Annotated in this window: 31 protein-coding genes; 1 reads left to right on the forward strand and 30 read right to left on the reverse strand. The window is 58.2% G+C overall.

Annotated elements, in window-relative coordinates; translation table 11 throughout:
• Positions 1-47: 47 nt before the first annotated feature.
• The 27 genes from GbCGDNIH8_RS12900 to GbCGDNIH8_RS08115 all read right to left on the reverse strand — a co-directional run bounded on the left by GbCGDNIH8_RS12900 (position 48) and on the right by GbCGDNIH8_RS08115 (position 20,499).
• Entirely contained in the window at positions 48-968 is a 921-nt protein-coding gene (locus tag GbCGDNIH8_RS12900; RefSeq protein WP_157692592.1) for a hypothetical protein, read from the reverse strand.
• On the reverse strand, positions 965-1,489 hold the full coding sequence (locus tag GbCGDNIH8_RS12905) for a hypothetical protein (RefSeq protein ID WP_157692593.1): 525 nt from the start codon (positions 1,487-1,489) through the stop codon (positions 965-967). The genes GbCGDNIH8_RS12900 and GbCGDNIH8_RS12905 overlap by 4 nt, the downstream gene beginning before the upstream one ends.
• Before the next feature lie 153 nt (positions 1,490-1,642).
• Positions 1,643-2,173: a Gp138 family membrane-puncturing spike protein gene (locus GbCGDNIH8_RS08000; RefSeq protein WP_253735988.1), complete on the reverse strand. Its 531-nt coding sequence runs from the start codon at positions 2,171-2,173 to the stop codon at positions 1,643-1,645.
• A gap of 110 nt (positions 2,174-2,283) precedes the next feature.
• A complete protein-coding gene (locus tag GbCGDNIH8_RS08005; protein ID WP_172822929.1) occupies positions 2,284-2,958 on the reverse strand; it encodes a hypothetical protein in 675 nt (224 codons plus the stop codon).
• Positions 2,959-3,079: 121 nt separating this feature from the next.
• Entirely contained in the window at positions 3,080-3,454 is a 375-nt protein-coding gene (locus GbCGDNIH8_RS08010; protein WP_072572797.1) for a contractile injection system sheath initiator, read from the reverse strand.
• A 42-nt stretch (positions 3,455-3,496) separates the two neighbouring features.
• Entirely contained in the window at positions 3,497-4,189 is a 693-nt protein-coding gene (locus tag GbCGDNIH8_RS08015) for a hypothetical protein (protein ID WP_157692594.1), read from the reverse strand.
• Positions 4,190-4,502: 313 nt separating this feature from the next.
• Positions 4,503-4,862 (reverse strand): phage baseplate plug family protein, encoded by a 360-nt coding sequence (locus GbCGDNIH8_RS08020; protein ID WP_072572799.1) that lies wholly within the window; start codon positions 4,860-4,862, stop codon positions 4,503-4,505.
• Positions 4,863-4,880: 18 nt separating this feature from the next.
• Positions 4,881-5,582: a phage baseplate protein gene (locus GbCGDNIH8_RS08025; protein ID WP_072572800.1), complete on the reverse strand. Its 702-nt coding sequence runs from the start codon at positions 5,580-5,582 to the stop codon at positions 4,881-4,883.
• A gap of 101 nt (positions 5,583-5,683) precedes the next feature.
• A complete protein-coding gene (locus GbCGDNIH8_RS08030; protein WP_072572801.1) occupies positions 5,684-6,172 on the reverse strand; it encodes a hypothetical protein in 489 nt (162 codons plus the stop codon).
• Entirely contained in the window at positions 6,156-6,278 is a 123-nt protein-coding gene (locus GbCGDNIH8_RS13270) for a hypothetical protein (protein WP_301335563.1), read from the reverse strand. Before GbCGDNIH8_RS13270 ends, GbCGDNIH8_RS08030 begins: the two co-directional genes overlap by 17 nt.
• A 71-nt stretch (positions 6,279-6,349) precedes the next feature.
• Positions 6,350-8,065, reverse strand: a complete 1,716-nt coding sequence (locus GbCGDNIH8_RS08035) for a hypothetical protein (protein ID WP_072572802.1) — start codon at positions 8,063-8,065, stop codon at positions 6,350-6,352.
• A gap of 4 nt (positions 8,066-8,069) precedes the next feature.
• Complete coding sequence (locus tag GbCGDNIH8_RS12910; protein WP_216634435.1) at positions 8,070-8,207, reverse strand: hypothetical protein; 138 nt, start codon at positions 8,205-8,207, stop codon at positions 8,070-8,072.
• A gap of 71 nt (positions 8,208-8,278) precedes the next feature.
• The gene (locus tag GbCGDNIH8_RS12915) at positions 8,279-8,764 is read right to left on the reverse strand and encodes a phage tail assembly chaperone (RefSeq protein ID WP_172822996.1); all 486 of its coding nucleotides are present in this window, start codon (positions 8,762-8,764) and stop codon (positions 8,279-8,281) included.
• A gap of 14 nt (positions 8,765-8,778) precedes the next feature.
• A complete protein-coding gene (locus tag GbCGDNIH8_RS08050) occupies positions 8,779-9,216 on the reverse strand; it encodes a phage structural protein (RefSeq protein ID WP_072573741.1) in 438 nt (145 codons plus the stop codon).
• A gap of 35 nt (positions 9,217-9,251) precedes the next feature.
• The gene (locus GbCGDNIH8_RS08055) at positions 9,252-10,328 is read right to left on the reverse strand and encodes a DUF3383 family protein (protein WP_072572805.1); all 1,077 of its coding nucleotides are present in this window, start codon (positions 10,326-10,328) and stop codon (positions 9,252-9,254) included.
• Positions 10,321-10,854, reverse strand: a complete 534-nt coding sequence (locus GbCGDNIH8_RS08060) for a phage neck terminator protein (RefSeq protein WP_072572806.1) — start codon at positions 10,852-10,854, stop codon at positions 10,321-10,323. Before GbCGDNIH8_RS08060 ends, GbCGDNIH8_RS08055 begins: the two co-directional genes overlap by 8 nt.
• Positions 10,855-10,866: 12 nt before the next feature.
• On the reverse strand, positions 10,867-11,232 hold the full coding sequence (locus GbCGDNIH8_RS08065) for a hypothetical protein (protein WP_072572807.1): 366 nt from the start codon (positions 11,230-11,232) through the stop codon (positions 10,867-10,869).
• Between the two features lie 3 nt (positions 11,233-11,235).
• Positions 11,236-11,541: a hypothetical protein gene (locus GbCGDNIH8_RS08070; RefSeq protein WP_072572808.1), complete on the reverse strand. Its 306-nt coding sequence runs from the start codon at positions 11,539-11,541 to the stop codon at positions 11,236-11,238.
• On the reverse strand, positions 11,538-11,930 hold the full coding sequence (locus GbCGDNIH8_RS08075) for a DUF4054 domain-containing protein (RefSeq protein ID WP_072572809.1): 393 nt from the start codon (positions 11,928-11,930) through the stop codon (positions 11,538-11,540). The genes GbCGDNIH8_RS08070 and GbCGDNIH8_RS08075 overlap by 4 nt, the downstream gene beginning before the upstream one ends.
• Positions 11,931-11,933: 3 nt before the next feature.
• Entirely contained in the window at positions 11,934-12,884 is a 951-nt protein-coding gene (locus GbCGDNIH8_RS08080; protein WP_072572810.1) for a DUF2184 domain-containing protein, read from the reverse strand.
• A gap of 24 nt (positions 12,885-12,908) precedes the next feature.
• Positions 12,909-13,358, reverse strand: a complete 450-nt coding sequence (locus GbCGDNIH8_RS08085; protein WP_072572811.1) for a structural cement protein Gp24 — start codon at positions 13,356-13,358, stop codon at positions 12,909-12,911.
• A 2-nt stretch (positions 13,359-13,360) separates the two neighbouring features.
• The gene (locus tag GbCGDNIH8_RS08090) at positions 13,361-14,338 is read right to left on the reverse strand and encodes a DUF2213 domain-containing protein (protein WP_072572812.1); all 978 of its coding nucleotides are present in this window, start codon (positions 14,336-14,338) and stop codon (positions 13,361-13,363) included.
• Between the two features lie 27 nt (positions 14,339-14,365).
• Positions 14,366-15,607, reverse strand: a complete 1,242-nt coding sequence (locus GbCGDNIH8_RS08095; protein ID WP_072572813.1) for a phage portal protein — start codon at positions 15,605-15,607, stop codon at positions 14,366-14,368.
• Positions 15,608-15,639: 32 nt separating this feature from the next.
• Positions 15,640-17,070: a phage terminase large subunit gene (gene terL, locus GbCGDNIH8_RS08100; RefSeq protein ID WP_072572814.1), complete on the reverse strand. Its 1,431-nt coding sequence runs from the start codon at positions 17,068-17,070 to the stop codon at positions 15,640-15,642.
• 12 nt (positions 17,071-17,082) lie between these two features.
• On the reverse strand, positions 17,083-17,634 hold the full coding sequence (locus GbCGDNIH8_RS08105) for a terminase small subunit (protein WP_072572815.1): 552 nt from the start codon (positions 17,632-17,634) through the stop codon (positions 17,083-17,085).
• Between the two features lie 469 nt (positions 17,635-18,103).
• On the reverse strand, positions 18,104-18,937 hold the full coding sequence (locus GbCGDNIH8_RS08110) for a c-type cytochrome (RefSeq protein WP_072573742.1): 834 nt from the start codon (positions 18,935-18,937) through the stop codon (positions 18,104-18,106).
• A 152-nt stretch (positions 18,938-19,089) separates the two neighbouring features.
• Positions 19,090-20,499 (reverse strand): outer membrane beta-barrel protein, encoded by a 1,410-nt coding sequence (locus GbCGDNIH8_RS08115; protein ID WP_081368918.1) that lies wholly within the window; start codon positions 20,497-20,499, stop codon positions 19,090-19,092.
• 755 nt (positions 20,500-21,254) lie between these two features.
• On the opposite strand from GbCGDNIH8_RS08115, the gene GbCGDNIH8_RS08120 reads away from it, so the two are divergent.
• On the forward strand, positions 21,255-21,449 hold the full coding sequence (locus tag GbCGDNIH8_RS08120) for a hypothetical protein (protein ID WP_157692595.1): 195 nt from the start codon (positions 21,255-21,257) through the stop codon (positions 21,447-21,449).
• 78 nt (positions 21,450-21,527) lie between these two features.
• Here the strand turns inward: GbCGDNIH8_RS08120 and GbCGDNIH8_RS08125 are convergent, their stop codons facing one another.
• Genes GbCGDNIH8_RS08125 through GbCGDNIH8_RS13115 form a run of 3 tightly spaced genes read right to left on the reverse strand, consistent with a single transcriptional unit; the run spans position 21,528 to position 23,394 of the window.
• On the reverse strand, positions 21,528-22,085 hold the full coding sequence (locus GbCGDNIH8_RS08125; protein WP_157692596.1) for a DUF6456 domain-containing protein: 558 nt from the start codon (positions 22,083-22,085) through the stop codon (positions 21,528-21,530).
• Entirely contained in the window at positions 22,082-22,549 is a 468-nt protein-coding gene (locus GbCGDNIH8_RS08130; RefSeq protein WP_072572819.1) for a hypothetical protein, read from the reverse strand. Before GbCGDNIH8_RS08130 ends, GbCGDNIH8_RS08125 begins: the two co-directional genes overlap by 4 nt.
• Positions 22,546-23,394 (reverse strand): YdaU family protein, encoded by an 849-nt coding sequence (locus GbCGDNIH8_RS13115; RefSeq protein WP_072572820.1) that lies wholly within the window; start codon positions 23,392-23,394, stop codon positions 22,546-22,548. The genes GbCGDNIH8_RS08130 and GbCGDNIH8_RS13115 overlap by 4 nt, the downstream gene beginning before the upstream one ends.
• Positions 23,395-23,523 lie beyond the last annotated feature (129 nt).

The raw sequence follows: 23,523 nt of genomic DNA on the forward strand, positions 1-23,523 counted from the left end.
TGACGGAGGCAGCTGCGAAGAAAGACGGTGGATGGTGGGGAGGAGAGCTATTCAACTAGAGTGATCGTTGATGTCCATGTTCCAAGTTCTGTTTCTTTTACCGGCATGCTGTCACCATTATGTTCAATCGTATCAATACGGTATCGTTTAGTTCCGGTGTTGGGATTCTGGATCCTGACCATATCGCCTGGCATTAGATCCGGTCGCATTAATGAGTAAATTTTTAAGCCTTGCTCCGGAGCATCGGCCGAAACAATATTTTTTATATAAGGATTATTTGTTGGATTAATTCCCCTCGTAAAAACAGAAGCTCTGGGTGTTTTATAAATCATGTCAATATAGCGGATTAAACCATTTTCCATTGTTAACAACGTATCCACAGTAGAAGAACTGTTGTTTTTTTTACTGATCTGAATAACCCCATTCTGAACAGAGTATTGAAGTCCTTCCGCCTTACAGGCATCATCAAGCATATCTTTGGATGAACCATAGAAACTATATCCATGTTTCCAAGCACGCCGTCCAATATCTGGGGCCATTTTCAGATTTAAACGTGCATCTCGTGCAGCAGCCTCAATAATATCCCTCACATAAACCCCATTTTCCCCTGTATAACTAGATAGTGAGTGAGATAAAATATCATTTCCATCAAATGCTACAATAGAAGTTATATAATCAGCATTAATATGATAAGTCTTTAGAGAATCAACTCTCCCTAAAAAGGCAAGAAAAATTCTCTCTTCGTAACCTATATATAATTCCATCTTATTTGATTTTAAAATAAAATTTAAACTCAAATTATCAATGTTACAAATATTTAATTCTATATTATTTCCACTATTACTATATTTTCTCTTTATATTAAAAAATACTCTTAGTTTTTCAATAATTAATACATCATTATTTGTAGAATAAAATTTTACTATTATTTTTCTTTCTGATAAATTCATTTTTTGTAAGTATTTCATTCTATAATCTCCCCATCAGCACGGCAAGCTTGCAGCATAATTGGCATATAAATTTTATCTCCAACCTCATTTGAATATAAAATCCATCCATTACTAGATTTTATTGCATTTATCCAATATTTTGCTCCGCTTTTTAGAATCTTTTCAATATTAATGCAAGAAAACCAGTCCCCACTATCATTAATGGTTGCATAAAATAGAACTGTATGGAAGTCTGGATATTTTCTCTGGATCTCCTCCCAAAAATCATTATTTATTTTTTCTGCAATTTTTCCCCTAAAATTATGATATGGACCTGCAGGGACACTATATTCCCTTTTCATCCTTTCAATCATTTCCGGTGTCTGCTTATTTTCTATTTCCTGATTATGAAGCCTTTCTTTTTCTTTTTGGATAAAAAAATCACGTTCATATCTTTCTAAATCTTTCTGATCCGCGACATCCGCTAACGCGGGTATTGAGACACACGATGTAGAAAATACTAGCAACGCAGTGCATAGATGTTTAGCATTTACCATCATTGAAACTCCTTTTGATCTTTTGACCTACGATACCGATTATGCACCCTCTTATGGCAGGATTATGCTCCGGGATCGAGACGAACGAAGACACAAAAAAAGCCGCATCCGGTGACGGAGGCAGCTTACAAAAGCCCTGACAGAATCAGATAAAAACTATGCAGAAGGTGGCCCGGATCGTCCGGAGCCAGGCTGAACACCGGTATGGGTATGGGTGCTGGTCGAAATGCTGTTAAACACCGCATCCTGATCACCCGTCACCTTTCCCTTGATGCTCAATCCACCGGGTGCATTCAGCACAATGCCGCCGGAGGGCGTAATTTCCATGGAGGCAGAGCCGAACGCAATCACCATATTCTCTGCATGCGCCGGATCTGTCGCAGCCCCGTGATTCAAACCCGGCACCGCAATAGCGTCAGAGATGTTGCTTTGCCGGAAATCATCAACGACATCATCACCGCGATCCAGCCAGTTTTCCAAAGATCGCTGACAGAAATGCAGCATGACTCCATCCCCCGGATGCAGCGGCCAGGTGATCGCAACGCCGCCCCCAGTCGGAAACACCACCGGCACAGACACCACGCGCGGTGCTTTCAGAACGATCCCCTCCGGCGAGGTTTTGGACAGGGAAAGCTGCACCACCGCCCGTCGCGTTGCCGGATTATAGGAAACAATCGTCCCAGGCATTGTCGTGTTGATCCGATCGCAATGCAATGCAATCATGTTTTTAAAAATTTGTTTGATATCTACAGTCATAATCAAAACTCCTCACAACGATTTTTGATAGTTAACACTGACTATTCAGCAATTTCGCCATTTGAATAACAGGCCTTTTTCTCTATCTCGTTGAAAAAGCTTCTTCCAACCTGAAAATTATCAATCATCCATCCTTCGCTTGACATAATCCAATCGTGCCGCTGTTGGTAGCCATTCTTCAGGTTGAGCCAGGCAGAATAACAGACAAACCATTGCCCATTGTCATTGATACTGATGTGACCAGATGGCTTCATAAGATCATTACCTTCAAAGCTGATAGCCAATTTATCCTCGAATTTTTTGAATAGTTTTTCTTTTTCTTTCCCTCTGTATTCATAATAGGGGCCAGGTGGAACGACGCATTGTTTTCTTAACTCTTCAAGCTCTTCTGGTGTCCGATTTTTTTCAATCGTTTCCAAATATTTTTCATCACGCAGATATTGCCTATAATTGATTTCATTCTGGATCAGCCTTCGCTCTCTTTCTGATTTTGTTTCAGGGATCTCAGTACAACGCTTGGTGACATCGGTGTATTGGTTTTGATAAAAACATTCCCCGTATACTTCACAAAATCTGTGAATATCACCGGGTGTATCTTTATCCATGTCGATGACGCGGCTGCTTCTCTCGACACAAATTTTTTCGGCCAAAGCAGGAAAACAAGTCAGGCCCACGCATAGCATCACCGCCAGACCGGCAAGATTTTGATGTTTCATCGTCATAACCTCTTCACTGAAATCCCGGATCGAGCCCCATGAACGCGTCCTGTCTCCCGACGCATCCCTGGGAGAGAGAGGGGGGGGGAATAGCTTTACTCTCCCCCCCCACTCCCCCTTCTCATGCCCCCCCGATGCCGAGCGGGATGATGTCCGACACCATCCCGAACCGGGTGCGGGCAGAGAACACGATGGACAGGGTTCGGCTCGGACGATCCAGAGTCGCGGTCAGGCTTTCGATCGCCTCCACATCCGGAACGGAGGTGATCGCCGCCGCAAAAATGGACTGCAAAACGACCCGCTGAGGCTCCTTGACCAGCACATTTTGCAGGTAAGGTATTCCGAAATCGAGGTCCAAAAACCACTCTCCACGCCATGCCCGGAGGGTGATTCCGATCTCCTGACGTACTCTGGCCAACCCATCGGAGAGAATCAGGTCTCCATTGGTCAAAACAACGTCCCGAGTCGCATTCGACAGGAGGATATCGTAGCCCATGCTAAATCCTTTCATATTTTACGTTAAAAGCCCTCCGCCTGCTCATTGCCCGGCTCTCTTTCCACCAGCAGAAACCGGGGGCAGAGCAGGAGGCGAAACAGCAGAAGGAGGGTTATGAGGTGCGTTTTCCGGGGAGCAGACATGCGCCCAGGTCCACCCAAAATCGGCGTGTCGATCGCTTTCCAGCAGCAATGCACCCGATGAAGCCGCCACGAATCGGCCCGAGTCGTGCCCTGCCGATTCGACCGCTCCATCCCCCGATCGGGTCACGGAACCGCATATATACCATTGCGATTCGCCCCCCTTCCCTTCCCCGACTCGGGCTGCATGGGCATCAGAAATGCTGATTCCACGACCCAGTTTTGCTTCCAGCGCAGCCTCAGCAGAGCGTCTCATGCCCGCCGACTCGCTGTCCGGCACGTGCTGCACGGGTTGCTGACTCACGCGAATCGGCGGCGCGGCAGCCGCACCAGGGGCTTCATGAGCGCGGGCATGCAGCTCCGCCCGTTGTACCGCGCCGATACTGGCCAAAGCAGGGGCAGGATGAGGGGCCACATCCCGCGTCTGGGCCATGGCAGGGGCCAGAATCAGCACCGACATGGCCAGTGCAATGCCGCATAGGGCGCTACAGCGGGCACCCTTCCGCTCCCTCCGCCGCTCCTGCCATTGGGCAACATCGCGGAAACGCAATGAAATCAGTCTGGAAGCAGGGCAGAAGGGGCGTGTTTTCGGCATGGGAACGGACCGCTCGATACAGGGACAGGCAGAGATGAGGCGGAGGCCGGGGCGGAAAAGCGCCTCTCGGCTTCTGCCTCATCAACCGCTGTTCAACGGGCGGAAATAAGGCCGAACAAAAGCAAAACAGTGGCGTCACCACGCGGCTTTGTACTGGATCAGCCAGCGCCGGAACCTCAGATCAGGGCCGAAACGCAGAAAGGGGGGAGGCAGCCTTACGGCTCCCTCCCCCCTTCTCTGTAGGCTGCATTGGTTGGTGCAGGCCCTTTCTAATGTTTTCCGGCGGCGTTTGCCAAGCATTTATGGCGTTCCGTCATGCCGCCCCTTCCAGGGAGGCGGCCATTTCTGCGGCGGAGACATAAACCAGCGACGCCCCGCCCTCACCCGGCAGATCGGCCCGGCCGATGCGTTCCTGCCCGATTTCCAGCGCGGTATCAGGCGGAATAGCGACGAGTTCTCCTTGCGGCATGGCCTCGGTGCGGTAACGCCCGATCAGGGGCGTGTTGCCCAGCACCGGCAGCCCCTCCAACAGAGTGGTGCGGGTGGCATCCTGAAGCCCGATGGTCCAGAATCCGGCCTCGCTGTTCCAGGACAGATGCAGGAAGAAGGTCTGGCCATCCAGCTCCGCCTCCATCACGCTGTCATTCAGATCGGGCACGGAAATCAGTTGCATATCCGGTTTCCTTTACAGTCAGGCCGTCAGGCCAAGCGCGGTTGCAACCCGCGTGATCAGGCTTGGGGGTGGGGTGGCGGATTGCGCCTTTCCTGAAGGAATGGCGGAGGATCCGGTCTTGCCGCTGACCTCGGCGGCGGTATTGCCGCTGACCGCCACATCGGCCTGCACGATGCGTATCTGAAGAAAATCGAGCTTGATCTTCAGGGTGCGGCTCTGGGATTCGCCATCTTTGGAGATACCGCGCGTGATATCGCAACCGGTCATGGCCATGTTCGGGTAGACATGCAGCCCGGTCACCACCGTGACGGGAAGATGGGCGGTGTGGATATTCTCCAGCAGTTTGACGGTATCCTCCAGCCGGGAAATGCCGCGCAGGCCGAGATTCCATGGCTGGAACAGCGTGGCATTGGCTGAGGACACCGCCCCCGTTATCGTCAGCCGCGCCGATTGCGGGATGATGCCGTCGGAAATCGGCATGCCCTGCTCCACCGGATATTGTGTGGCGAGGGAAGGCAGCTGGTAGGTCTCCATACTCAGCAGATCCAGATGCAGCGCCCCCTTTGTCGCCGGCACAATGCCGGGTCTGGCTTGTTCCACATTGGCAGCCTCTCCTCCGCCTTTATGCTCGGGCGAAGGCGTGATGCGCCTGGGAGTCGCCTGATATTCCAGATAGGTCTGGCCGGAGGCGCCAAAAATCAGATCCAGCGTGTTCAGCATGGGGGAAGCCTCATGGGAAAAATGATCCTCCGCCCTGCTTCCCGCAGGAAACAGGGAGGGGGAGAGATCAGGGCGGAGGGATCGTACTCAGGCAGTGTTGATCAGCCGGGCGCCTCCTCCGGTGAGGCAGAGCCAGCCCTGGCAAGCGGCTGACGCAGCGCATCGCTCAGCACGGTGGCCATACCGGCCAGCAGACCGCCATCACGATGGATATCGCCATGGCGCAGCAGGTCATGCAGCAGGAAAGCCAGCACATGGCTCGGCCCTTCCGGCTCGGCCCGCAGCGTCGCAAGCAATGCCTGACCATAGGCCGCCCCCAGCCCGCAATCGGTCAGGTAATCGCCGCTTGGCTCCGGCGCCCAGAACTGCGTGCCACTGCCATCCCCGGCCACCCGCACGAAGGGCAGAGTGTGCAGACCCTGCGCAACAGCCTGATCGGCCTGAGACACCCCCAGCGCCACACAGGGCGGCGTCCATGCCGCAAAAGGCGGCCTGGGCTGCCGGCGTGGTGTGGGATCATTCTCTGCTTCGCCTCCTGCCTCGGCAGAAAGCGAGGACAGTTGTTTTTTCCTGTCAGTCTTTTTGGCCATGAGCGGCCCCTTCTTGATCGCTGCTCTGAACGGTTGTGGGTTCGTTCAATGCAGCCAGTTGCAGCATGTCGGTCGGTGTCATCACCCATGGCGCGAAATGAACCATAGGCTTTTTTACCTTAGCGTTATTTTATGAAAATAAAGCGTATGTTTTATTTTTCTCTTTTTTTATACAATTTAACCTTCTGACCGCTTGTCCCCGCTATTGGTCTGCCGGGCGAAGCTGTCAGCGCTGCCTTCCAGACTGTCGGACACACCCTGTGCAGCGAGGGCTGCGATGGTGTCGGCATCCCCGGATGGAGCAGTGATGGAAATGGAGGGCGCACCAACCGACACATTGGTGACGTAGCTGACCGCCCCTCCGGCGCGGCCAATGCTGTCTGGCTCTGCCGCACCATGCAGTGGATCGCGCAGCAGGCTGACCGGTGGCAGCATGTCGCCGAGCACCTGCCTCAGCGCCGCAAGACCGGGCAAAGGCGCTGGCGGAAGTGCCAGAGACGCGGGGGGCACAGCAATTGGCACAGCGTCAGCCTCCATGGAGAAGGCTCCTTCCCTGCCGGCGCTCTGCTGGCTGGAAGAAAGGGGTTCTGACGCTTCCCTGTGCTCATTTCCCTCCCCTCCGGCACGGTTTTCTCCGGAAGCAGAAAGCGAGGATGGCAGCAGCGCCGCCCGCAAAGCCGTCAGACCGGACAGCAGGGAGGACGCCTCCTCCGCCATGGCCGAGCCAGACCGATGCCTGCCCTGCGCCTCGGCTGAGACCCATTCATCATCTGTCGCAGGAGAAGAGGGAGCCGCCTTGTCCGGATGCGCCGTGACGGGCAGCAGGGAGGTCAGAAGAAGCGGCAGGGACAAAGCAGTCTCATGTCCGTCCGGGCTGATACCTGCCCCGGCCTGAGAAGATTTCAGCGCCAGTACCAAATCAGAAAAAATGTCAAGCTCTGACTGCGTAGTATTACCCGGCCTGATGCCATCAGACATCTGGGAAAGAGAGGCATCCCCTGGCCTCACGGCCCATGCCTGCATGGCTTCGCGCAACGCGCCGGTCAGGTCGATCCCGCGCTCTGCCACGGCAGGCTCCGTGAGCTGCACGGCTGGCAGCGGCCCCGCAGAAAGGCCGGACGATGCTCCGGCAGTTGCAACTGCCCCCTCCAGCATCTCCTGCCGCAAGGAAGCACGGAAAGCGGAAGCCGGATCATCACCCGCCCCCTGCGCTATGGAGGGTTCCCCTGCCGTCCGCTCCGGCGAGGAGGAGACGGGTGGCAGTTGCGGCAACAGCAGGGTCTCCGCCTGCCGCATGATCCGCTCGGTCAGCGAGGTCTCCGGTACCGTCTCCTGTGATGCAGAAGCTGGCTGAAGCGCCGACAGCATCCTGTGCAGGGGGGACATCTCTCCCTCAGCAGAGGAAACCTGCTCGGCAGAAGAAAGACCGGGAGGGGCAGAAAAGCCGGGAGGGGTAGAAAAACCGGAAGCAGTTGCAAACTGCCCCATCATCGCCAGCGAGGCGGCTGGCACAAGCTGCATCAACGCCCCCCGCATTGTCTGCGCCATGGCAGACAGGGAGGCAGCCCCGACATCAGCCGTCCCGCTGCTCCCTGCGGCCGCCGAAGCAGCGGTATTACCCGGTGTATCGGCAGCCCCCCGCAACAGGGCCAGCATTGTCTGGGACATGGACTGCACCACCGACAGGCCGGACAGAAGTGTTCCGGAAGCAGCATCCGGCTGTCCTGCGGAACCGGTGCCGGGATTACTGCCCGAACCACCCAGTTTCGTAGCCATGGCGGCGGTGCGTTCCATCTCCTCGCGCAGACGCATCGTTTCGGCACGCGCCTCATCGATGCCGCTGCGGTCGAACTGAAACCGGATCAGCGTGACCAGTTCACGCAGAATGGCCATTTCCCTATCTCCTTCTTGCCGTTCCGTCTGTCTGGTAACGCCCCATCTGGTCCCGCCCCATCTGGTCCCGTCTGGCCGCCGCATGCTGCTGCGCGCGCATGTCCAGCAATGCGTTCAGCTTCAGCAGGTCATCCAGCGTCACCACGCCGCCGCGCAGCTCGCCCAGCGAGACATGCCCGGCCAGCAGGGGACGCCAGATCAGCAGTTCTGACCTCAGTTCTTCAGAGAGCTGTCCACCGTTTCCGCTGCCGCTTTGCGGTTCATCCCACTCGGCAGAACCTGTCCAATGAGGGTTCTGCCGCGCTCGAAAAAACCCGCGTAGTTGATCCTCACCACTTCCATGCACAGCTCGATGGCCTCCGACACGTCGGAGAACACCGAACCGGCCATGGCATGGCTCAGACGACGCGCCGTGGCGGGATCATCCCCCACCGCGATGCAGTCAGGGTCGAGCAGAAGACGCGCCAGTTTTTCCAGCGCATCTCCATCAAGCCCGCGCGACAGATCGCGCAGGCCCTGCATGATGGCTTCCTCTCCACGCGCCGTATCCATCAGCGCGGCAAAGGGTGCCAGCAACACCCCCTGCAACGAGCCGAGAATACGCAGCGCACGGAACGGATCGAACCGCTTGATGTGATAAACCTGCGCCCCGATCGTGACGCTCTCGCGCCCTTCCTGAATTGATCCGCCTTGTAACATGGCTTTCATGACCTTCAGGATTTACGGAAGGCGGTGGCAAGCTGCGGGGATACAGCCGTGATGCTCCATACCCGCGTGGATCCCTTCGCGCTGCGCTCATGACCGGCACGGCCATTGATCCAGCAGGTACCGGCGGAGAACAGCAGGCCACCCCCCAGATCCTCGATCAGGATCGGCACCGGAATACTGCCATTCGACAGACGATCCGCTGTATACAGTGCATCAAGATGTTCGTTGCTCGGGCTGCTTTGCAGCAGTGTCAGCGTGATCTTGACCCGCGGATCAACACTGAAGCTGCGCATGACTTCTCCATCAGCACCGACGCTGGAGTCGAAGCCGGTGCTCTGTTCATCCACCGTGATGAACTTGTCGCTGGAAAATCCGCTGATCGCCACTCCCCCGATCACGACGTACACATTGGACGGAGAATAATTATAGACATTGCCTGCCATGATCATCATTCCTCAAAAAATAGAAATTTCTGCGCTCAGATTGTGTAGGACAGCGTGCCGTTGATCTGGACCAGATGCACCGCACCGGCCAGACGCGCCCGGAAACTGATGTCACGCAGCACACGGCTGGCTTTGGTATTGGCGGAAATATTGGCGGAAAGCGGAACGGAAATTGTGTAGGAAGGAATTGGATTGTTATCACCATCCAGCTCCGGCGGCGCGATCCCACCCCGACGGACACCCAGATCGAGCGCCGCCTGCACCTTGCTTTTCACCATCAGAATACCCTGATCGGTATAGGGAATGCGGTTATCGACCATCAGCTGGAACACGCTGGTCTTGATCTCTTCCTGCAACCAGTCACGGAAGCGGATGACATCTATCCACTCTCCACCTGTCGTTTTTCCGCCCTGCGTGATGGTAACGTTCCGGAAACTCTCGAACGTATTGCCATTTTTGCCGCGTACGGCGCTGCTTTGTCCTTCACCAAGCGTATCGGCACTGACACCAGGCAGCGTGCAGTTGGCCCAGCTTTCCTGACCCGGATAGAGGGTGAACATCTTCGACATCACCGCCGCATCCGGGAAGTCGGTCGCCGCAGCCGCGTGATAGAAGCAGAAGGTGCGGAAGTAATTTCCAGCCTTCAGCAGGGACAGCGTATCGGTGGTCTTGCTGGAATCCAGCGCATCGGTTTCCGCAATCGCTGTGCCAAAGAGCTTACCGTTGGCTTCGGTCCATGCGGCAGCTTCCAGAATAGTGTTTTTATCACGGCTCGGCAGGATCAGGCCGTACCAGCTATTATCACTGGTCTTCATGGCCGAGAGTGCGGTCGTCAGTGTTTCATTCTGGCTGCTGCCATCCCAGAAGCCGATATAAATCTGCGAGACATGCGGTGTCACGCTGAACGCATCCGCGGCGGCAAGATAGGCCGGATGCGTGGCGGTCAGGCTGTACGGAGCAGACAGCAGGTCACTGGCAGAGGTAATAATACCCGTACGCGGCAAAGAGGTTGTGCTTTTCAGAACGATCAGCATGTCGCTGAAGCCCTGCGTATTCACGGAAGCAGATTGCAGCGCGATATTGACCGTGACGAGGCGATCGAGATTAGCCATGCGGCGTCTCCATTTCGATGTTCAGGGAAAGGGGGACTGGCGCACCGCCCCCCGGCAATGTTCCGGCGGCCTGAACCTTTTCGATCAGGCCGACCTTATCCGTGCCACGCGTGACATGACCGAGCGTCAGCTCCATGGCTGCCCGCTCCTCCCATGTCGTCTCCAGCAAGGCGGAGATATTGAGGACAGGGCCACAGGACAGCACGGCAATACCGTGCAGAAAGGCACTGTCCTGCGTGGTGGGAAAACCCAGTTTCTGACGCAGTGTATCCAGAATATTGAGTGCAGATGGGCCGAAAACCTGAATTTCCAGCGTGTCCTGCATGGGTGTTTCCACCATCATCAGCCCATCCGCATCGACGGCGCCATACCATGGTCGTGCGATGGGTCTGCCCCCCTCCTCACTGCGCAGCCAGCGCAGGGTGGCGTAGGGAAAATCCGGGCGGGGTGCATTCTGCTCCGCCCAGATCAGCGCGCAGTCAAGCATCGGCTGCACGAAACCGTGCACCGTGCCATCATCCAGCATGATAGAACTCCCTTACGGTTCGAGCGAGGCGAGGTAACGGTGATGATCCACCCGCATCCCGGCATCCCAGGATTGCCGCGCGATAATGCGATAGCGGCGCGGAGCGGTGTCTCCGGCAGTGGTATACAGCACGCAATCTCCGCGCTGACCGGATGCATTGCCAATACCCAGCACGGCATCGGTATAAATCCGGATCAGCGCAGTGATCGCCTGACCACCGGGCAGAGGTTGTACCTGCTCCGCATCACTGACAGAGGCAGGCTGGACCGTGGCAGAGATGGTCTGCGTCACCGGGGAGGCCGGAACGAAGCGGCCGGCAACATAGCTGCCCGCTCCTTCCCTCAACACCGTCATGGACTGGCGGAAGATGGTTTTCATGCCTCATTCCCCCATACTGACGGGAAACCGGCCATCGACCATGGCCGAGATCTGATCCAGCAACCATTCATCCGGCTCACCCCCCGCCAGCGCGAGGGCGGCGGCCTCCGCACAGGCATCGGCGATGCTGTCGGCCTGCGCATCGGTGAAGGCGCGCAGATAGGGGCGTGGGCCCATGGTGCCGGAACCGAACTCCGCCGCCACGGCTGCGGCGACATCCGCGGTTTGCTCACCCTGCCTTTCTCTGGGGCCGATGTACAGGCGCAGCCCCTCCAGACGGGATAAAGCGCTGGTGAGAGTGTCCATCATCCCGGCTCCCCGGTCAGAACCGCACCGGTCGACAGAGAACGCAGCAGCGCCTCATACCGCGCCCTGTAATTGCCTGCTGCCTCGGCTTCGGCGCCAGTCAGGGCGCGCGGGAGATATTCAATCTCCAGATCGCCTTCCCTTTCCCGCCGCAGCGCCTGCCCCGCCCCGGCTGCACCGCCACCGGAGAGGGAGGACGCCCGCAGACTCAGCAGCCATGCCGCATACAGCGCCATGGCCTCCTGCCTGCGACCGGGGGAAAGCGTGGTGGGGCAATGTGCCGCCGCCACGCCCAGCGCATCCGTCACCGCCTGCGCCGGGACGTCGGCGAATTCCGGTGCCAGAATGGCCAGCAGCACCGGAGCCGGATAAGGCGCTGATGCGTCACCCATCGCCTACACCCCATCCAGATAGCGGATTGCACCCGGCTTGCGGATATCGACCCCGCCGAGACGGAAAATCCCCGGTACCTCGAACCGCATCGGCCCGCTCTGCCAGGGGGCAAGGAACTGAAGCGGCATGGGGATATGCAGCTTCATCACATCCGGCGCCCGGCGATAGACGATCATGCGGCCAACACCGGAGGCTCCGGCGCTTTCCAGACCGGGAATACCGCGCACAGTCAGCGGCAGGCCGGTGGTCAGCGTGTAGATATTGGTACGAGCGAGGAAGCTCAGCGCGGTCTCGCTGGTGGCGGGAATGCGCGTCTGGGAGAGCTTCAGCCAGCGATCCACCGGCAGCAGCACGGTATCGGCCATCTCCACCCGCAGCGATGCGGTCTGGATACCGGTCAGGGCCGCGTTCACATCGTCGATGATTTCATCAACGGTTTTATGCGCCCAGTCCGGATTGCCGGAGGCTCCATTGGCCACCGTACCTGCCGTCACCGCCGGATGGGACAGCAAACCGCTGAACCCGCGCGCTGCATCGCCACGCAGCACGATGTCATCGACGAATTCCTCATAGGCACGGCGTGCGGCCTCGGCTTTTTCCGGACCGAGATCAATGCCGTACTGACGCGCATGCTCCAGCTCGGCCAGATCATAGCCATAGCCGATCGCGGCCATGGACACGGTGACGCGCAGCCTGTCGCACACGATATCGGCACGCGGCACATCCTGCGCCTGACCGTTGAACCACTGGGCGCGGCCCACCGTGTCAGCGGAGACATATTCCACCACCTGGATCCATTCCGGCGCGGTGGTATCCACCGGGATCAGGGACGGATACAGAATATCGGCATATTGAATACGATAGATTTCGGCTTCCAGCGCGGCGGCCTGACTGACCAGAAAGCTCAGGCCGGTCTGCGCATCGAAGCGGGCATGCTGAAGGGGGCTGTTCATTCTTCCAAAACTTTCTTGTATGGATCAGGACAGACGCAGACGGGCCAGACCGCCCGCCGGTGCGCTGGTGTCAAAGGTCGCATTCGGAATAGCGGTATTGCCGGAGGACGAAGCCGTGATCGCCCCGGCAGAGGTCAGATAGGCGGCCGCACCGGCGCTGACGCTGGCGGCGACACGCACCCAGATCACGCCCTTGTTGAGCACGGAGAGCGGTGATCCGGCAGGATAGGTATCCACCGCCTGCCCCATCAGCGCAGGGACAGTATGCACGGCAAGCGCAATCCCCAGAAACCGCGCAGCGGTGGCGGAAGGCAGACGCACGCTCTGATCTTTCACGCCCTGGACCACGGGTTTTCCAAAAGCAATATCGGTGTCGGCAATGCGGGTCAGGATGGTGACCGGCTCGGCATTGGCCTGCATGCCCTCATACGCATCGGGATGACGGGCGGCGTAGCTGGTTTGCAGCGGCGGCATGATCAGTGTTCTCCTGCATGGGAAGGCCGCGTGGAGCGCCACGCAGCGGAAAGGGTTGCCTTGTAGGTTTCATAGGCACTCAGCGGAGTTTTCTGACGGGATGCCGCTTCATCCCGGCGCTGTGCGACGCTGTATTGCGCCTGCACTGCGCCTGCCTGCATCCGGGCCTCTGCGACACAGAGATCGAATGCAGCTTGCAGATAGGCGGAGGATTGACCCTCCAGCACCAGCGCATCGCCCCGCACAGCGCGGATCACAGCAATACGCAGCTCATCATCGGAGGCATCCTCATGGAGCGTGACGCCAAGACCGGCAGCATCCTGTTCCAGATTTCGACGGGCCTGCCTTACTTTTTCCTGCTCCAGCCGCGCCGCATCAGCACGGGCGGCATCACGTTCCGCCGTCATCACCGCCAATGCCGCATGAAGCGGACAATCCGGCGTGCAGGCGGGCGCTGTATCGGCACGATCCAGATTCAGCCGTGCATTCCCCGCGCGCCCACGCGGGACAATCGCCACGTGATTGACCCGAATACCGCGTTGCACAGCATCATAGGGTTCGCCATCCACCTCACCAGGCGTTTCATCCAGATCGAGGCGATAGCCAACCGACAGATCACGCAGCCCTTCATCAACGGCAGCGGTATCATGAATTACGATGTCGGCAACAAGGTTGTCTCCATCCTGCCGTCCCTCGCTCATCACCGCACCGACCACAGCTCCGGCGGCATTGGCGGCGGTGATCAGGCCGGATGTCGGCGGCGGATGACCCACCGTGATCGGACGCCCGCGGAAACTGGCAAGGCTGTCCGCATGGAATACTTCTTCCGGTGGACGATATTCACGCCGCTGGGCGCCCGTTGCCGGATCAGTGTAGGTAAAGATACCGGTGCGCGTCAGTACCGGCGTATCGGTGATGAACCCGTCATCATCGCGATGCGCGCGCGGCAGCGGCACCATATCATGGCGCTCCGTAATCATGCTTGCTCCTGACTGTGAAATTGTGACTCAGCGAGTCTGTGAAGCGGTGCCGGACAAGGTTTTCGCCTGCACCTGCGCCTGCACCCTGGCCAGAGCGGCCTGTGCGTTTTTCAGCGCCGCATCCGCCTGTTCCGTTTCACTGGGAATCCATTGCGGCGGAAAAAATAATTGCCACCCCGATGGTGTGAAGGCCCGCAATCCTCTCTGCTGCCATAACAAGGACACCAGACGTTCCAGGGGCGGGACCAGGACGCGCCGCTGCATTGCCTGCACCAGCGCGATATAGACTTCCCGGTCTCCTTCTCCGGTCGCATTCTGACCGGCGGCAGAGCGTCCGAACAGATGCGTCACCGGAATACCGGTGCAGGCAGCAATGGAAATCTCGAATGCTTCAATCTGGTCGCTGACACCAGAAAGATTAAGATCGTGAACCTGCCACTGATCCCCGGCATCAATGACCACGGTGTTCAACACGTTGCGCGCCAGATCAACCCGACGCACACGCTCCCGCACGCTTTCCAGCAATGGCGAGCCTGCGGGATCACCCGCCTCCATCGCCGCCTGACGCAGCAGGTCGCCGAGACCGGCCATGCCGAACACCGCCTGTTGCTTGCGTTCCAGCATCCCGCGCGACAACCGCAGCGCATCCTGATAACGCTGCACCTCCTCCAGACAGCCGCTCAGCACCGAGCGTCCGCGCCAGGGCAGACCATTGCTCATGCCATGCGGCAGCGGCGCACCCGGCAGCGGCAGTAACCGTGTTTCATGCACTGTGAACACCGTACCACCGCCACGCGGTGTCACGCGATACAACATCGGCTGACCACAGCGCGCATCGGCGGGATCATCGTAAAGCTGATCCACCGTGACTTCCTCGGCATCGAACACGCGCAGCTCGGCAATGCCGGACAGGGAAGAGAGGCGCAGAGGACGTTGCGGATCGGCCTCATCATCAGCGAACAGCATCACAGCAGCGCCGCCGAACAGACGCGCCCATCGCAACGCCTCCGTCATCCGCGCCGGAACATGCAGCCGGGCAATCTCCGCCGCCATGGCCTGTTCCGCCGCCGTGTCACCATCGCATAGAACGGTGACACCGCGTGCCAGCGCATCCTCCGCCGGAGCATCGACGATCCGTGCCGCCAGCCCTCCCTGAAGATAGGCCGATAAAACCGTACCGGCCGTGCGCGTGTCGCCCGGCACCATCATCGTTGCCGACGGCGCAGCACCGAGCACGCCGGACAGATAATCATCGAGCCGCGTGCTCATGATGTCATCCTTGCAGAAAATGAAAGCTGATTTTAAAGATAGGCGAGGAACGATGCCCGCGTGTCCCGCCCCTGCATCAGCGCCAGAAAGGCGCGGGACAGCGCATCCACCTGATCGTCATGTCGGGCTGAGGGAAACCCCGCCAGCTCATCCAGCAACGCCGCCTGCCACGCACCCGGCAGCATATCGACATTGCCCGCATTCACCTGCGCCGCAAACGGCATGGCGCGGGTAGATTTATCACCACTCTCGGGCGAGGTCTCGACGACGTAACCACTGAGCATCCGTGCCAGATAAGCCGCCTGCGCCTTGCCTGCCTGACCGGGATCACGCGGGATGGAAATACGCACCGACGCGCCATCCCGGCTGGCCGTAGCAGCGATGATGCGCGTCACATCCTCCGGCCCGCCACGCAGACGCACAATATCGCCAATCACGAAACGCCCCGCTACATCACGACCCAGCCGTGCCCCCACCGTCCAGTCTGGATCACCGGTGCCGGTCTGACGCGTCGCCGCCAGATCCCAGGCGCGCACCCATTGTACAGAGGCCGGTGACGCAAGAATGCAGGACAGAGCAGCCGTTTTGAACAACGCCCCCTCCGCAGGGCGCGGCTGCTGCTGATACAGCGCCGCCCAGTCCCGCATTGCACCGCCGCGTTCGTACTCAGCCTTCACGCGCTGCAATTCGCCCGCGTAACCGTAGGAATCATCTCCCCACAGCCATTCTCCCGGTGCGCGACCCAGCGGATCATTATCCTCGGCCTGCGCGGGCAGATTGACGCGCCGCCATGACGATCCCTGACGCAGCAGCAGACGGCCGCCCAGATCATCCTCATGCCAGCGCGTCATGATCACCACGATGCGGCCACCCGGTTTCATGCGCGTGCGCAGATCGGCCCCGAACCAGTTCCACACACGCTCCCGGCAGGCACGACTATCGGCATCAGCCCTTGATTTGACAGGATCATCAATGATTGCCACATCGGCACGCCGCCCGGCAATCGGGCCGCCAATACCAACCGCCTTATAGGCCGAGCCGTTTGCCGCCTCCCAGTCCCGCGCATTTTCCCGCCGCAATCCGGTGCCGAGAACAGGGGCGTAATCACGCAGACAGGACTGTACCCCACGGCTGACATGATCAGCCAGATCAGCCGTGTGTGACGCACCAATGATACGAATTCCGGATTGCAGAGCCATCAACCACGCGGGAAAAATGCGGCTGGCATACGTCGATTTTGCCGATCCGGGCGGCATGGTGATCAACAGACGATCAACGGTTCCATGCGCCACCGCCTGCAATTCTTTCAACAGCAGATGATGATGCGCCGCCGGGTGCAGATTCTGTTCCGCCATGACCAGCCGGGCAAACTCCGGAAGGCTTTCCCTTGCTGTCAGATCGCGCAGACGGCGACGCAGCGCCAGTTCCCGTCTGAGCGCTGTATCCGCCGTCTGCATCGACATGTAAGATGAATCCTAGGTTTTTTTCTGATGGGCGCGGAGGGAATCCAGTTCCGCCTCGATCTCCGCACGGCTCATGGCCTGCGCCGGATCGCGGGAGGGTGTTTCCCTGAATAATCCCAGCGCCCGGCCAAGCTCGACCAGCGCCGCCCGTTTGTCAGCCAGCTTCACCCGCAGACCACGTGGCGTTTCAACCACTTCCTCGATCGCAAAAGCTGTATCGTCATCAAGCGAGGAAGAAGCCTTGACGCGCAGACCGTCCTCCGACCATTCCAGCACGTCCCGCGCGTCATAAAATGCCAGACGCGCCAACGCCGACACTATGTTTTCCTTTGTCACAGGGTGGATCATCTTTTTTTTATCTGCTGTCGTTTCCTGTTTTACCTCCTGCGCCAAAACAGCACGGATGGCAGCACTGTTGAGACAGCGCCTTGCTCCCGCGGCAATCTGCGCCGGAGAAAGATCAGGACCATAGCTGACAGCATAAGCCTGCTCGGCATTGCCCTTCAGCGCGGCGTAGGCCGCCACGAATTGCTGCTGCCGATCCGTAAGAGAAAAGCGTGTCACGCCCTGATCCTTCGGGTCGTTCTGTCCGGGCACGCATATAAAAAACCCCGTGTTTTTTACACAGGGTTTGCAAAGACCGGATTTGAGGGAAAATCTTCTGAACCGGACAAAATTCCGATTTGATATAAAAACCCTACTTTATCATCCCGCCATCGTCAAGTTTTTTTTCCTGTCCTGATCGCATCTGCAAACATGACAGTCTCTTCATACTGTGTCCCTCTTGCTGTCAGCATGATGCCTCTATCATTTCAATATGGAATTGTATCCACAACCACTTTTCCAATAAGGGAAAACATGATGCGAATGTATTTTTGCTCCCTTCTGGCGCTCACATTTCTGACAGCCTGTGGATACGCACCCGCGCATCAGGAAATGCTGGCGCAGGATTCTTCCCTGACGCAAAAATGCTCCACCCCGTACCGGATCGGCATTGGCTCCCCACGGGCACGGCAGTGTCCGTCACGGATGCTCAAGGTTTCACCCGTGACGGAGCCGACTTCATCCTGATCGCATCGAGATAGTCGATGATCGCCTCGATCGTCGTATCCGGCAGGGTGGTGGCGCTGAAACCCTGCATCTGCCGCCCCGGCCAGTCCCGCACCGAGGCCGGATCACGTATATAGCGATGCAGCGCCGAACGCTGAAAATAACCTGTCGGGTTCATGGGTTTTCCAAGATCAGGCCCCTGATCACCATCCCCCGCCCCATTCAGCCGATGGCAGGGCAGGCAGAAAGCGATGAAAGCATCCTGTCCCTGCTTTATGCTCGCCGATGCATCAGGAGACAGCTCCAGTTGCGGCCAGCGTTGCAGGGTCGGCGTTCTGATGGTCAGGCGCAGAATGCGATAAGGCCAGTATTCGCTGGGGACATGCTCCGCACCCTCACCGCTCCAGATGATGTAAAATGGTCCGGCGCTGGCTTTCTTACCCGGTAAAGCTGGCCATGGGTGCTGCGGATCCTCCACCGCCAGCCATGGTTGCGGTCGGGATGCATCCTGTGACGCCTCCCTGATCATGCGCAATGGCAGATCGGCGCTGAACCCGTCCGAGGCCGTGGCGGTCAGCACACCACCATCATCTGCCGCTTTCCCGAGCAAGGTGGCAAGGCCGACGGCACGATAGCGCCGCTGTCCGCCATAGCTCACATCCCGCACCGTAACCCATTGTGCATCAGACCGTGCCAGCAGGGAGGCCGCAGACAGCGACTGTTCCTGCCCTGTAGAGGGACTGAGCAACAGCGTCTCCGCTGCCGGAGCCACCGTCGAGACCGCCATGACGGGACACGCCGCCAGCGTCATGGCCATACCCGCCTTCCAGAGCCTGCGCCACATCCGACCTGCCCCTGTCCTCATCCCATAAAAAAACCGCTCCATCCCGGTGAAAAACCGGCATGGAGCGGACAAAACAGTAAGAGAAGAAACCTGAAAAAACTATCAGATCAAAGCGGAGACTGCGATCAGAAATTCACGATCATATCCAGGTTGAACCACAGCATGTCGTTGGTACCGTTATTGACCACCGGGGTGTAGTTATTGGCGGCCGTGGGAATGGCGGATTCATTGAACGGGTTGGTGCCGTTCAGCGACCGGTCATAGCGGATTTCCGGGCGCACCGTGAACTTCCCGCCCCAGAACATATGGCGGTTCACAAAATCCGGGCGATAGGTCACGCCCAGCGTCAATTCGCCATAGGTGGTCGGTGGTGCTATATAGTACGGGTAAGGCTTGTTGCTGATCGCACGGGTGAAGGACGTAAAGCTGGCATATTCAGCGATGATCAGGCCGGTATTATCGCGGAACACTTCACCACGGGCGTTGAAGGTCAGGTTTGGATTGATATCATAGGCCAGATAGGTGGTGACACCATACGCATCGGCCCGCAGCAGATCGTCATGCAGATAGGTGGCATCGACCGTCACGGTCGTTTTCTCGTTCACCTTATAGCTGGCGAGGAAGTCGGCGTTATACTGCATCTCGTCATTGGCGCGGGGGCCAACACCGGCGCTGGTCCACAGTCCGTCGGGCGAGGTCACCGGATAGCTGTTATTCCCCTGCGGGCCGAAATGGCCGATCAGATGGAAATTCAGCTTGTTATCCATCAGGTTGTTCCACTGAACCCCGATGGTGCCTTTCGGGCGATTGTTATTGCCCGCATTGCCAAAGCTGGTGGAATTACCTGCATCAACGCCGAGAATGAAATCCATCTTGTCGGTCAGATGTGTCGTCGTCATCACCCCGATCATTTCGAAGGGGACGATGTAGTCAGAGGCATAGTTGAACGTATAGAACGGCCGCAACAGAGCCGGCGTGCCTTCCGAACCCAGCAGGCCGTACATCTGACCGACCTGGATATCCACGCCGCCCTTGGTAAACCACGGCAGGTGGAAGTCGATATGGGCCTGTGTGGGCACCCATTGATACAGCCCGGTCAGCACACCATCCGCCATACCGATGGTGGGGTCAAAACGGGCGTCCGAGCCGTACATCATCTCGAACACAAAACCGACACCATAGCCTTTGCCGACATCCTGGATCGGATGTGACAGATTGCCCATGATCTGGTTCATCGTGACCGTGTTGGCGCGGTCCGCATAGAACTGACCGAAGTTGCGGCCTGATTTGGTCCACGGGTTACCGGTGATACCGGCCTGAATGGTCAGATGCGCCTCCGTATTATCCCAGTAGGAGGCCTTGGGTTTCGGCTTCTGTGCGGCTGCGATCGCCTGCTGCTGCTCGGCCGGAATTTCGCTGATGGTGGGGCGCATTTCGTCCCCCTTTGGTTCCTCCGGCACCTGGGCGCGGCCTTGCCCCGCCAGCCCGAACAGAACGGTTCCGAAACAGAGTGCAGTCGTTGCCCGCCAGATCATTTTTCCACTCACGGATACAACCTTTTTATTGTCTATATTTTCAGATTTTCTTCCACCCCTGTATCCGTTGGCCCATGATCACTGACCTGCGTCAACGAACTGCATCAGGATGACAGTGGTGTTACCAAAATTTCATGGAGCCAAAGCCCGCTTATTGAACAAAGCCGACACATACTTTTATTTCTGCTTCGAACAGACCTATTTTTAGCCGCTGATACCGATCCATCACGATTTTGGACTGTTTCCCGATTAACAAAAGCCCTTTTGTTATCATCATCATGATCCCCCGCGCTGCTTTCCTGCCTCACCCCATCAGCACCCGTTCAAGGGCCACTCCGCGGCGAAGCGTGTGTCTGCCAACTGCAAAGCAACTGGCATGCCACAATTCCTGTCAGGTAATTTTTTTTCCTGATAGCCCAGCAAACAGGGCCATTTCCTTTGAGCACCCCCGCCCAAGTGGATGGCACACCATCAGAAAATGGCTATTTTTTTGTCATGATGAACAAATCATAACATTAATTTTAAGTTTGGCATGCAAAACCGTTTTAGAAGCGGATCAATTCAGACAGACCCACGAAAGCTTCTTCCGCCCCTTATCGACACCCATTCAGTCATATTTTTTCACATTCCAGACAGACTGTTTAAGAAATGCCCCTCTATATTGAGGATAACAATAAAGATACGGGAGAATAAAAATGCCAGTCTTTACCAGCCCTGTACTTCAAAACAACAATGGGAAATCCCCGATCCGCAGCATGATGACTCAGGCTGTTCTGGCTGCCTTTGTGGTTCTGGGTGCTGCGGCCTGCGCCGGGACGGCTAATGACGGTTTGAACGGGCAGACCGTCATGGAAGAAACCATGGATACGCATGAGGCCGGTTTCTGCCAGGACAAGCTGATGTGGGGCCCGCAGAAACGCCCACAAATCAGGCATGTCTGCGAAAAGTGATGAATTCCCCCTTTTATCAGGCCCCGATAAAGGATCAGTGCGGGAGACAGAGAGAAGCGTGGCGAGGCTGATGAAGCCTCACCGCGCCTCCTCTGGTTTGGAGGGGGAGGCAGGCTGCCGCCCCGCATAATGATCGGCCAGCGCATCCAGCGCCTCGATCAACCACGGGCGGGCGCGCCCATTGCGCATATGATGCGCCTGTTCGTACGCCCCCAGCGTTTTCCAGTCCACCACGACCCAGACAAAGACCGCCCGCGAGCGCTCCGGCACCGCCGACAAAGCAGCCCGGCAGCGGCGCAGCGCCAGAAGCTGCCGCTCGGCCGGACCATGACCCGGCCCGGCCGAACTCGTCACACGCCCCAGCGCCAGAGAGGTCATCCGGCATCCTGTGGAAATACCCTGCGCCCGCGCATACTCGTCGCGGAACCGCTCGGCGGCGCAGAACAGGGCCTGCGGCAGATCACCGCGTGCATGCATCAGTTGCAGTCCGTCGCGACGACGACGCAGCCGGATCGCAGGGGCCTGACTGGCTTCTCCCTTCTCCTCTGGTGCATTTTCCCGCGGCAAGGACAGCATCACTGTTTCCCGCAGGATACGCGGGGAAAGCTCGGACGGGGCGGAGAGATAGCTCATCATGTAGGTTTCCTGCGTGATAAAGGCGTTCTGAAAGGGGAAGCCGGATCCTCAACCCGCGCCGCGCGCTCCTGACGCCATGCGTTCAGCAGAGTTCTGACGGCGTCGATTTCCTCGGGTGATGGCGGCTTGCGTTCCGGGATCGGAGGGGACGAAAATCTTCCTGACGGAGGCAAAGCGCGGGAGGGAGGGCGATGCGCCCGCCACCACGCCGACAATCCGTTGCGCACATCATCAAAGCCCGGCATCTGCATCCGCCGCGGCGCACAGGCGACATGTTCCAGACTGGCCTCGGTAAAGGCTGCATCCGGCATGCTCCGCAGCAAAGGGGCGTAGGCGCGGAACGCCCGCAAAGCCTCCGCCGGATCGGTCGGGTAGGTCAGCTGCGCCAGCGCCGTAAACCAGTCGCGCCGCTCCATCAGGCGCTGATGCGGCGGGAGGGGATCAGGCCGGGACAGAAGTGTCATGGGGTTTCCTCGCCCGTGGTGGAGGCCGCATGCCCGGGTTGCCATGCCGCATGCTCCCTCAGTAAAGCGTCCTGACGGCTGCCGGCTCTTTGGCCGCGCCTGTTGCGGGAAGATGGTGAGGCGGAGGCTGACCGCTCCGCATCGCCACGGCACCAGATGCGCCATGTCGCCGACCAGTCCCGCCGCAGACCGGACGCCCCCGACCGGGCCTGCCAGTAATCCCGGAACCGGGGCAACACCTCCTCCGCCCTCAGCCCCAACGAGGAGGCGAAGCCCTGCTCTTCCTCGCCCGGCTGCCAATCCGGTGGCAGACGGCATCCTTCAGATCCCATCTGATGGGAGCCTGCCTGATGGGAGAGAGCGTTATTTTTGTCTCTTTCTGTCCCTTTCTCTGTCCCTGTCCCTTGCATCTGCGCCCGCATATCCGGGGGCAAAGCGGATGAAGCATGTTTCTCCCACCGGGCACGGGCGCGGCTGCGCTGGGCAAGGCGCATCGCCCATGCCTGACAGGCTTTTTCCGCCACCACCGCATGATAAAGCCGCCCATCCGCACAACGCTGCCAACCATGCAGCGCCATGCTCCGCAGCCTCGGCCAGCGATTGCCCGCCCCGCTCAGCCGGGCCAGCACACGGTCATCATCCGGCAGGCTGCCCGCCGGGCGCTGGGTCCAGCTTTTCAGGATCAGCAGCAGGGCGGCCTTGAACTCATCCCCGCTGGACAGTGCCACCATATCGCTATCCGCCAGTCGCTCCACATCCAGCGGCATGAAAGGCAGGCCGCGAAGATCGCTCTCCGGCGGGGTCAAAGGGGGAGGCAAAGGGGAGGAAAGTGCTTCATGAGTCATCCGCCTAATCCTCCATCACCCGGTGCTCCGGGCAGCGGAAAATGAACCGCTCCTCCGCCGAGCGCGGAAACAGCACGCGGCAATACAAGCAGCGACGCGGCGGCAGACCTGCTTTCCCCTCCGCATCAG

Origin of the sequence: Granulibacter bethesdensis (assembly GCF_001889545.1) — a bacterium.
Lineage (GTDB): Bacteria > Pseudomonadota > Alphaproteobacteria > Acetobacterales > Acetobacteraceae > Granulibacter > Granulibacter bethesdensis_B.

Bases quoted from the DNA above. Each gene is read 5' to 3' on its own strand.
- GbCGDNIH8_RS12900 (WP_157692592.1), bottom strand. From the start codon at position 968: ATGAAATACTTACAAAAAATGAATTTATCAGAAAGAAAAATAATAGTA.
- GbCGDNIH8_RS08090 (WP_072572812.1), bottom strand. From the start codon at position 14,338: ATGATTACGGAGCGCCATGATATGGTGCCGCTGCCGCGCGCGCATCGC.
- GbCGDNIH8_RS08030 (WP_072572801.1), bottom strand. From the start codon at position 6,172: ATGGCCAAAAAGACTGACAGGAAAAAACAACTGTCCTCGCTTTCTGCC.
- GbCGDNIH8_RS08015 (WP_157692594.1), bottom strand. From the start codon at position 4,189: ATGCCGAAAACACGCCCCTTCTGCCCTGCTTCCAGACTGATTTCATTG.
- GbCGDNIH8_RS08120 (WP_157692595.1), top strand. From the start codon at position 21,255: ATGATGACTCAGGCTGTTCTGGCTGCCTTTGTGGTTCTGGGTGCTGCG.
- GbCGDNIH8_RS08050 (WP_072573741.1), bottom strand. From the start codon at position 9,216: ATGGCAGGCAATGTCTATAATTATTCTCCGTCCAATGTGTACGTCGTG.
- GbCGDNIH8_RS08000 (WP_253735988.1), bottom strand. From the start codon at position 2,173: ATGCCTGGGACGATTGTTTCCTATAATCCGGCAACGCGACGGGCGGTG.
- GbCGDNIH8_RS08095 (WP_072572813.1), bottom strand. From the start codon at position 15,607: ATGAGCACGCGGCTCGATGATTATCTGTCCGGCGTGCTCGGTGCTGCG.
- GbCGDNIH8_RS08110 (WP_072573742.1), bottom strand. From the start codon at position 18,937: ATGGCCATGACGCTGGCGGCGTGTCCCGTCATGGCGGTCTCGACGGTG.
- GbCGDNIH8_RS08060 (WP_072572806.1), bottom strand. From the start codon at position 10,854: ATGCTGGATGATGGCACGGTGCACGGTTTCGTGCAGCCGATGCTTGAC.
- GbCGDNIH8_RS08010 (WP_072572797.1), bottom strand. From the start codon at position 3,454: ATGGGCTACGATATCCTCCTGTCGAATGCGACTCGGGACGTTGTTTTG.
- GbCGDNIH8_RS08085 (WP_072572811.1), bottom strand. From the start codon at position 13,358: ATGCCGCCGCTGCAAACCAGCTACGCCGCCCGTCATCCCGATGCGTAT.
- GbCGDNIH8_RS08020 (WP_072572799.1), bottom strand. From the start codon at position 4,862: ATGCAACTGATTTCCGTGCCCGATCTGAATGACAGCGTGATGGAGGCG.
- GbCGDNIH8_RS12915 (WP_172822996.1), bottom strand. From the start codon at position 8,764: ATGTTACAAGGCGGATCAATTCAGGAAGGGCGCGAGAGCGTCACGATC.
- terL (WP_072572814.1), bottom strand. From the start codon at position 17,070: ATGTCGATGCAGACGGCGGATACAGCGCTCAGACGGGAACTGGCGCTG.
- GbCGDNIH8_RS13270 (WP_301335563.1), bottom strand. From the start codon at position 6,278: ATGGTTCATTTCGCGCCATGGGTGATGACACCGACCGACATGCTGCAA.
- GbCGDNIH8_RS08115 (WP_081368918.1), bottom strand. From the start codon at position 20,499: ATGATCTGGCGGGCAACGACTGCACTCTGTTTCGGAACCGTTCTGTTC.
- GbCGDNIH8_RS08005 (WP_172822929.1), bottom strand. From the start codon at position 2,958: ATGAAACATCAAAATCTTGCCGGTCTGGCGGTGATGCTATGCGTGGGC.
- GbCGDNIH8_RS08055 (WP_072572805.1), bottom strand. From the start codon at position 10,328: ATGGCTAATCTCGATCGCCTCGTCACGGTCAATATCGCGCTGCAATCT.
- GbCGDNIH8_RS08080 (WP_072572810.1), bottom strand. From the start codon at position 12,884: ATGAACAGCCCCCTTCAGCATGCCCGCTTCGATGCGCAGACCGGCCTG.
- GbCGDNIH8_RS08130 (WP_072572819.1), bottom strand. From the start codon at position 22,549: ATGACACTTCTGTCCCGGCCTGATCCCCTCCCGCCGCATCAGCGCCTG.
- GbCGDNIH8_RS08075 (WP_072572809.1), bottom strand. From the start codon at position 11,930: ATGGGTGACGCATCAGCGCCTTATCCGGCTCCGGTGCTGCTGGCCATT.
- GbCGDNIH8_RS08125 (WP_157692596.1), bottom strand. From the start codon at position 22,085: ATGATGAGCTATCTCTCCGCCCCGTCCGAGCTTTCCCCGCGTATCCTG.
- GbCGDNIH8_RS08025 (WP_072572800.1), bottom strand. From the start codon at position 5,582: ATGCTGAACACGCTGGATCTGATTTTTGGCGCCTCCGGCCAGACCTAT.
- GbCGDNIH8_RS13115 (WP_072572820.1), bottom strand. From the start codon at position 23,394: ATGACTCATGAAGCACTTTCCTCCCCTTTGCCTCCCCCTTTGACCCCG.
- GbCGDNIH8_RS08035 (WP_072572802.1), bottom strand. From the start codon at position 8,065: ATGGCCATTCTGCGTGAACTGGTCACGCTGATCCGGTTTCAGTTCGAC.
- GbCGDNIH8_RS08065 (WP_072572807.1), bottom strand. From the start codon at position 11,232: ATGAAAACCATCTTCCGCCAGTCCATGACGGTGTTGAGGGAAGGAGCG.
- GbCGDNIH8_RS08070 (WP_072572808.1), bottom strand. From the start codon at position 11,541: ATGATGGACACTCTCACCAGCGCTTTATCCCGTCTGGAGGGGCTGCGC.
- GbCGDNIH8_RS12905 (WP_157692593.1), bottom strand. From the start codon at position 1,489: ATGATGGTAAATGCTAAACATCTATGCACTGCGTTGCTAGTATTTTCT.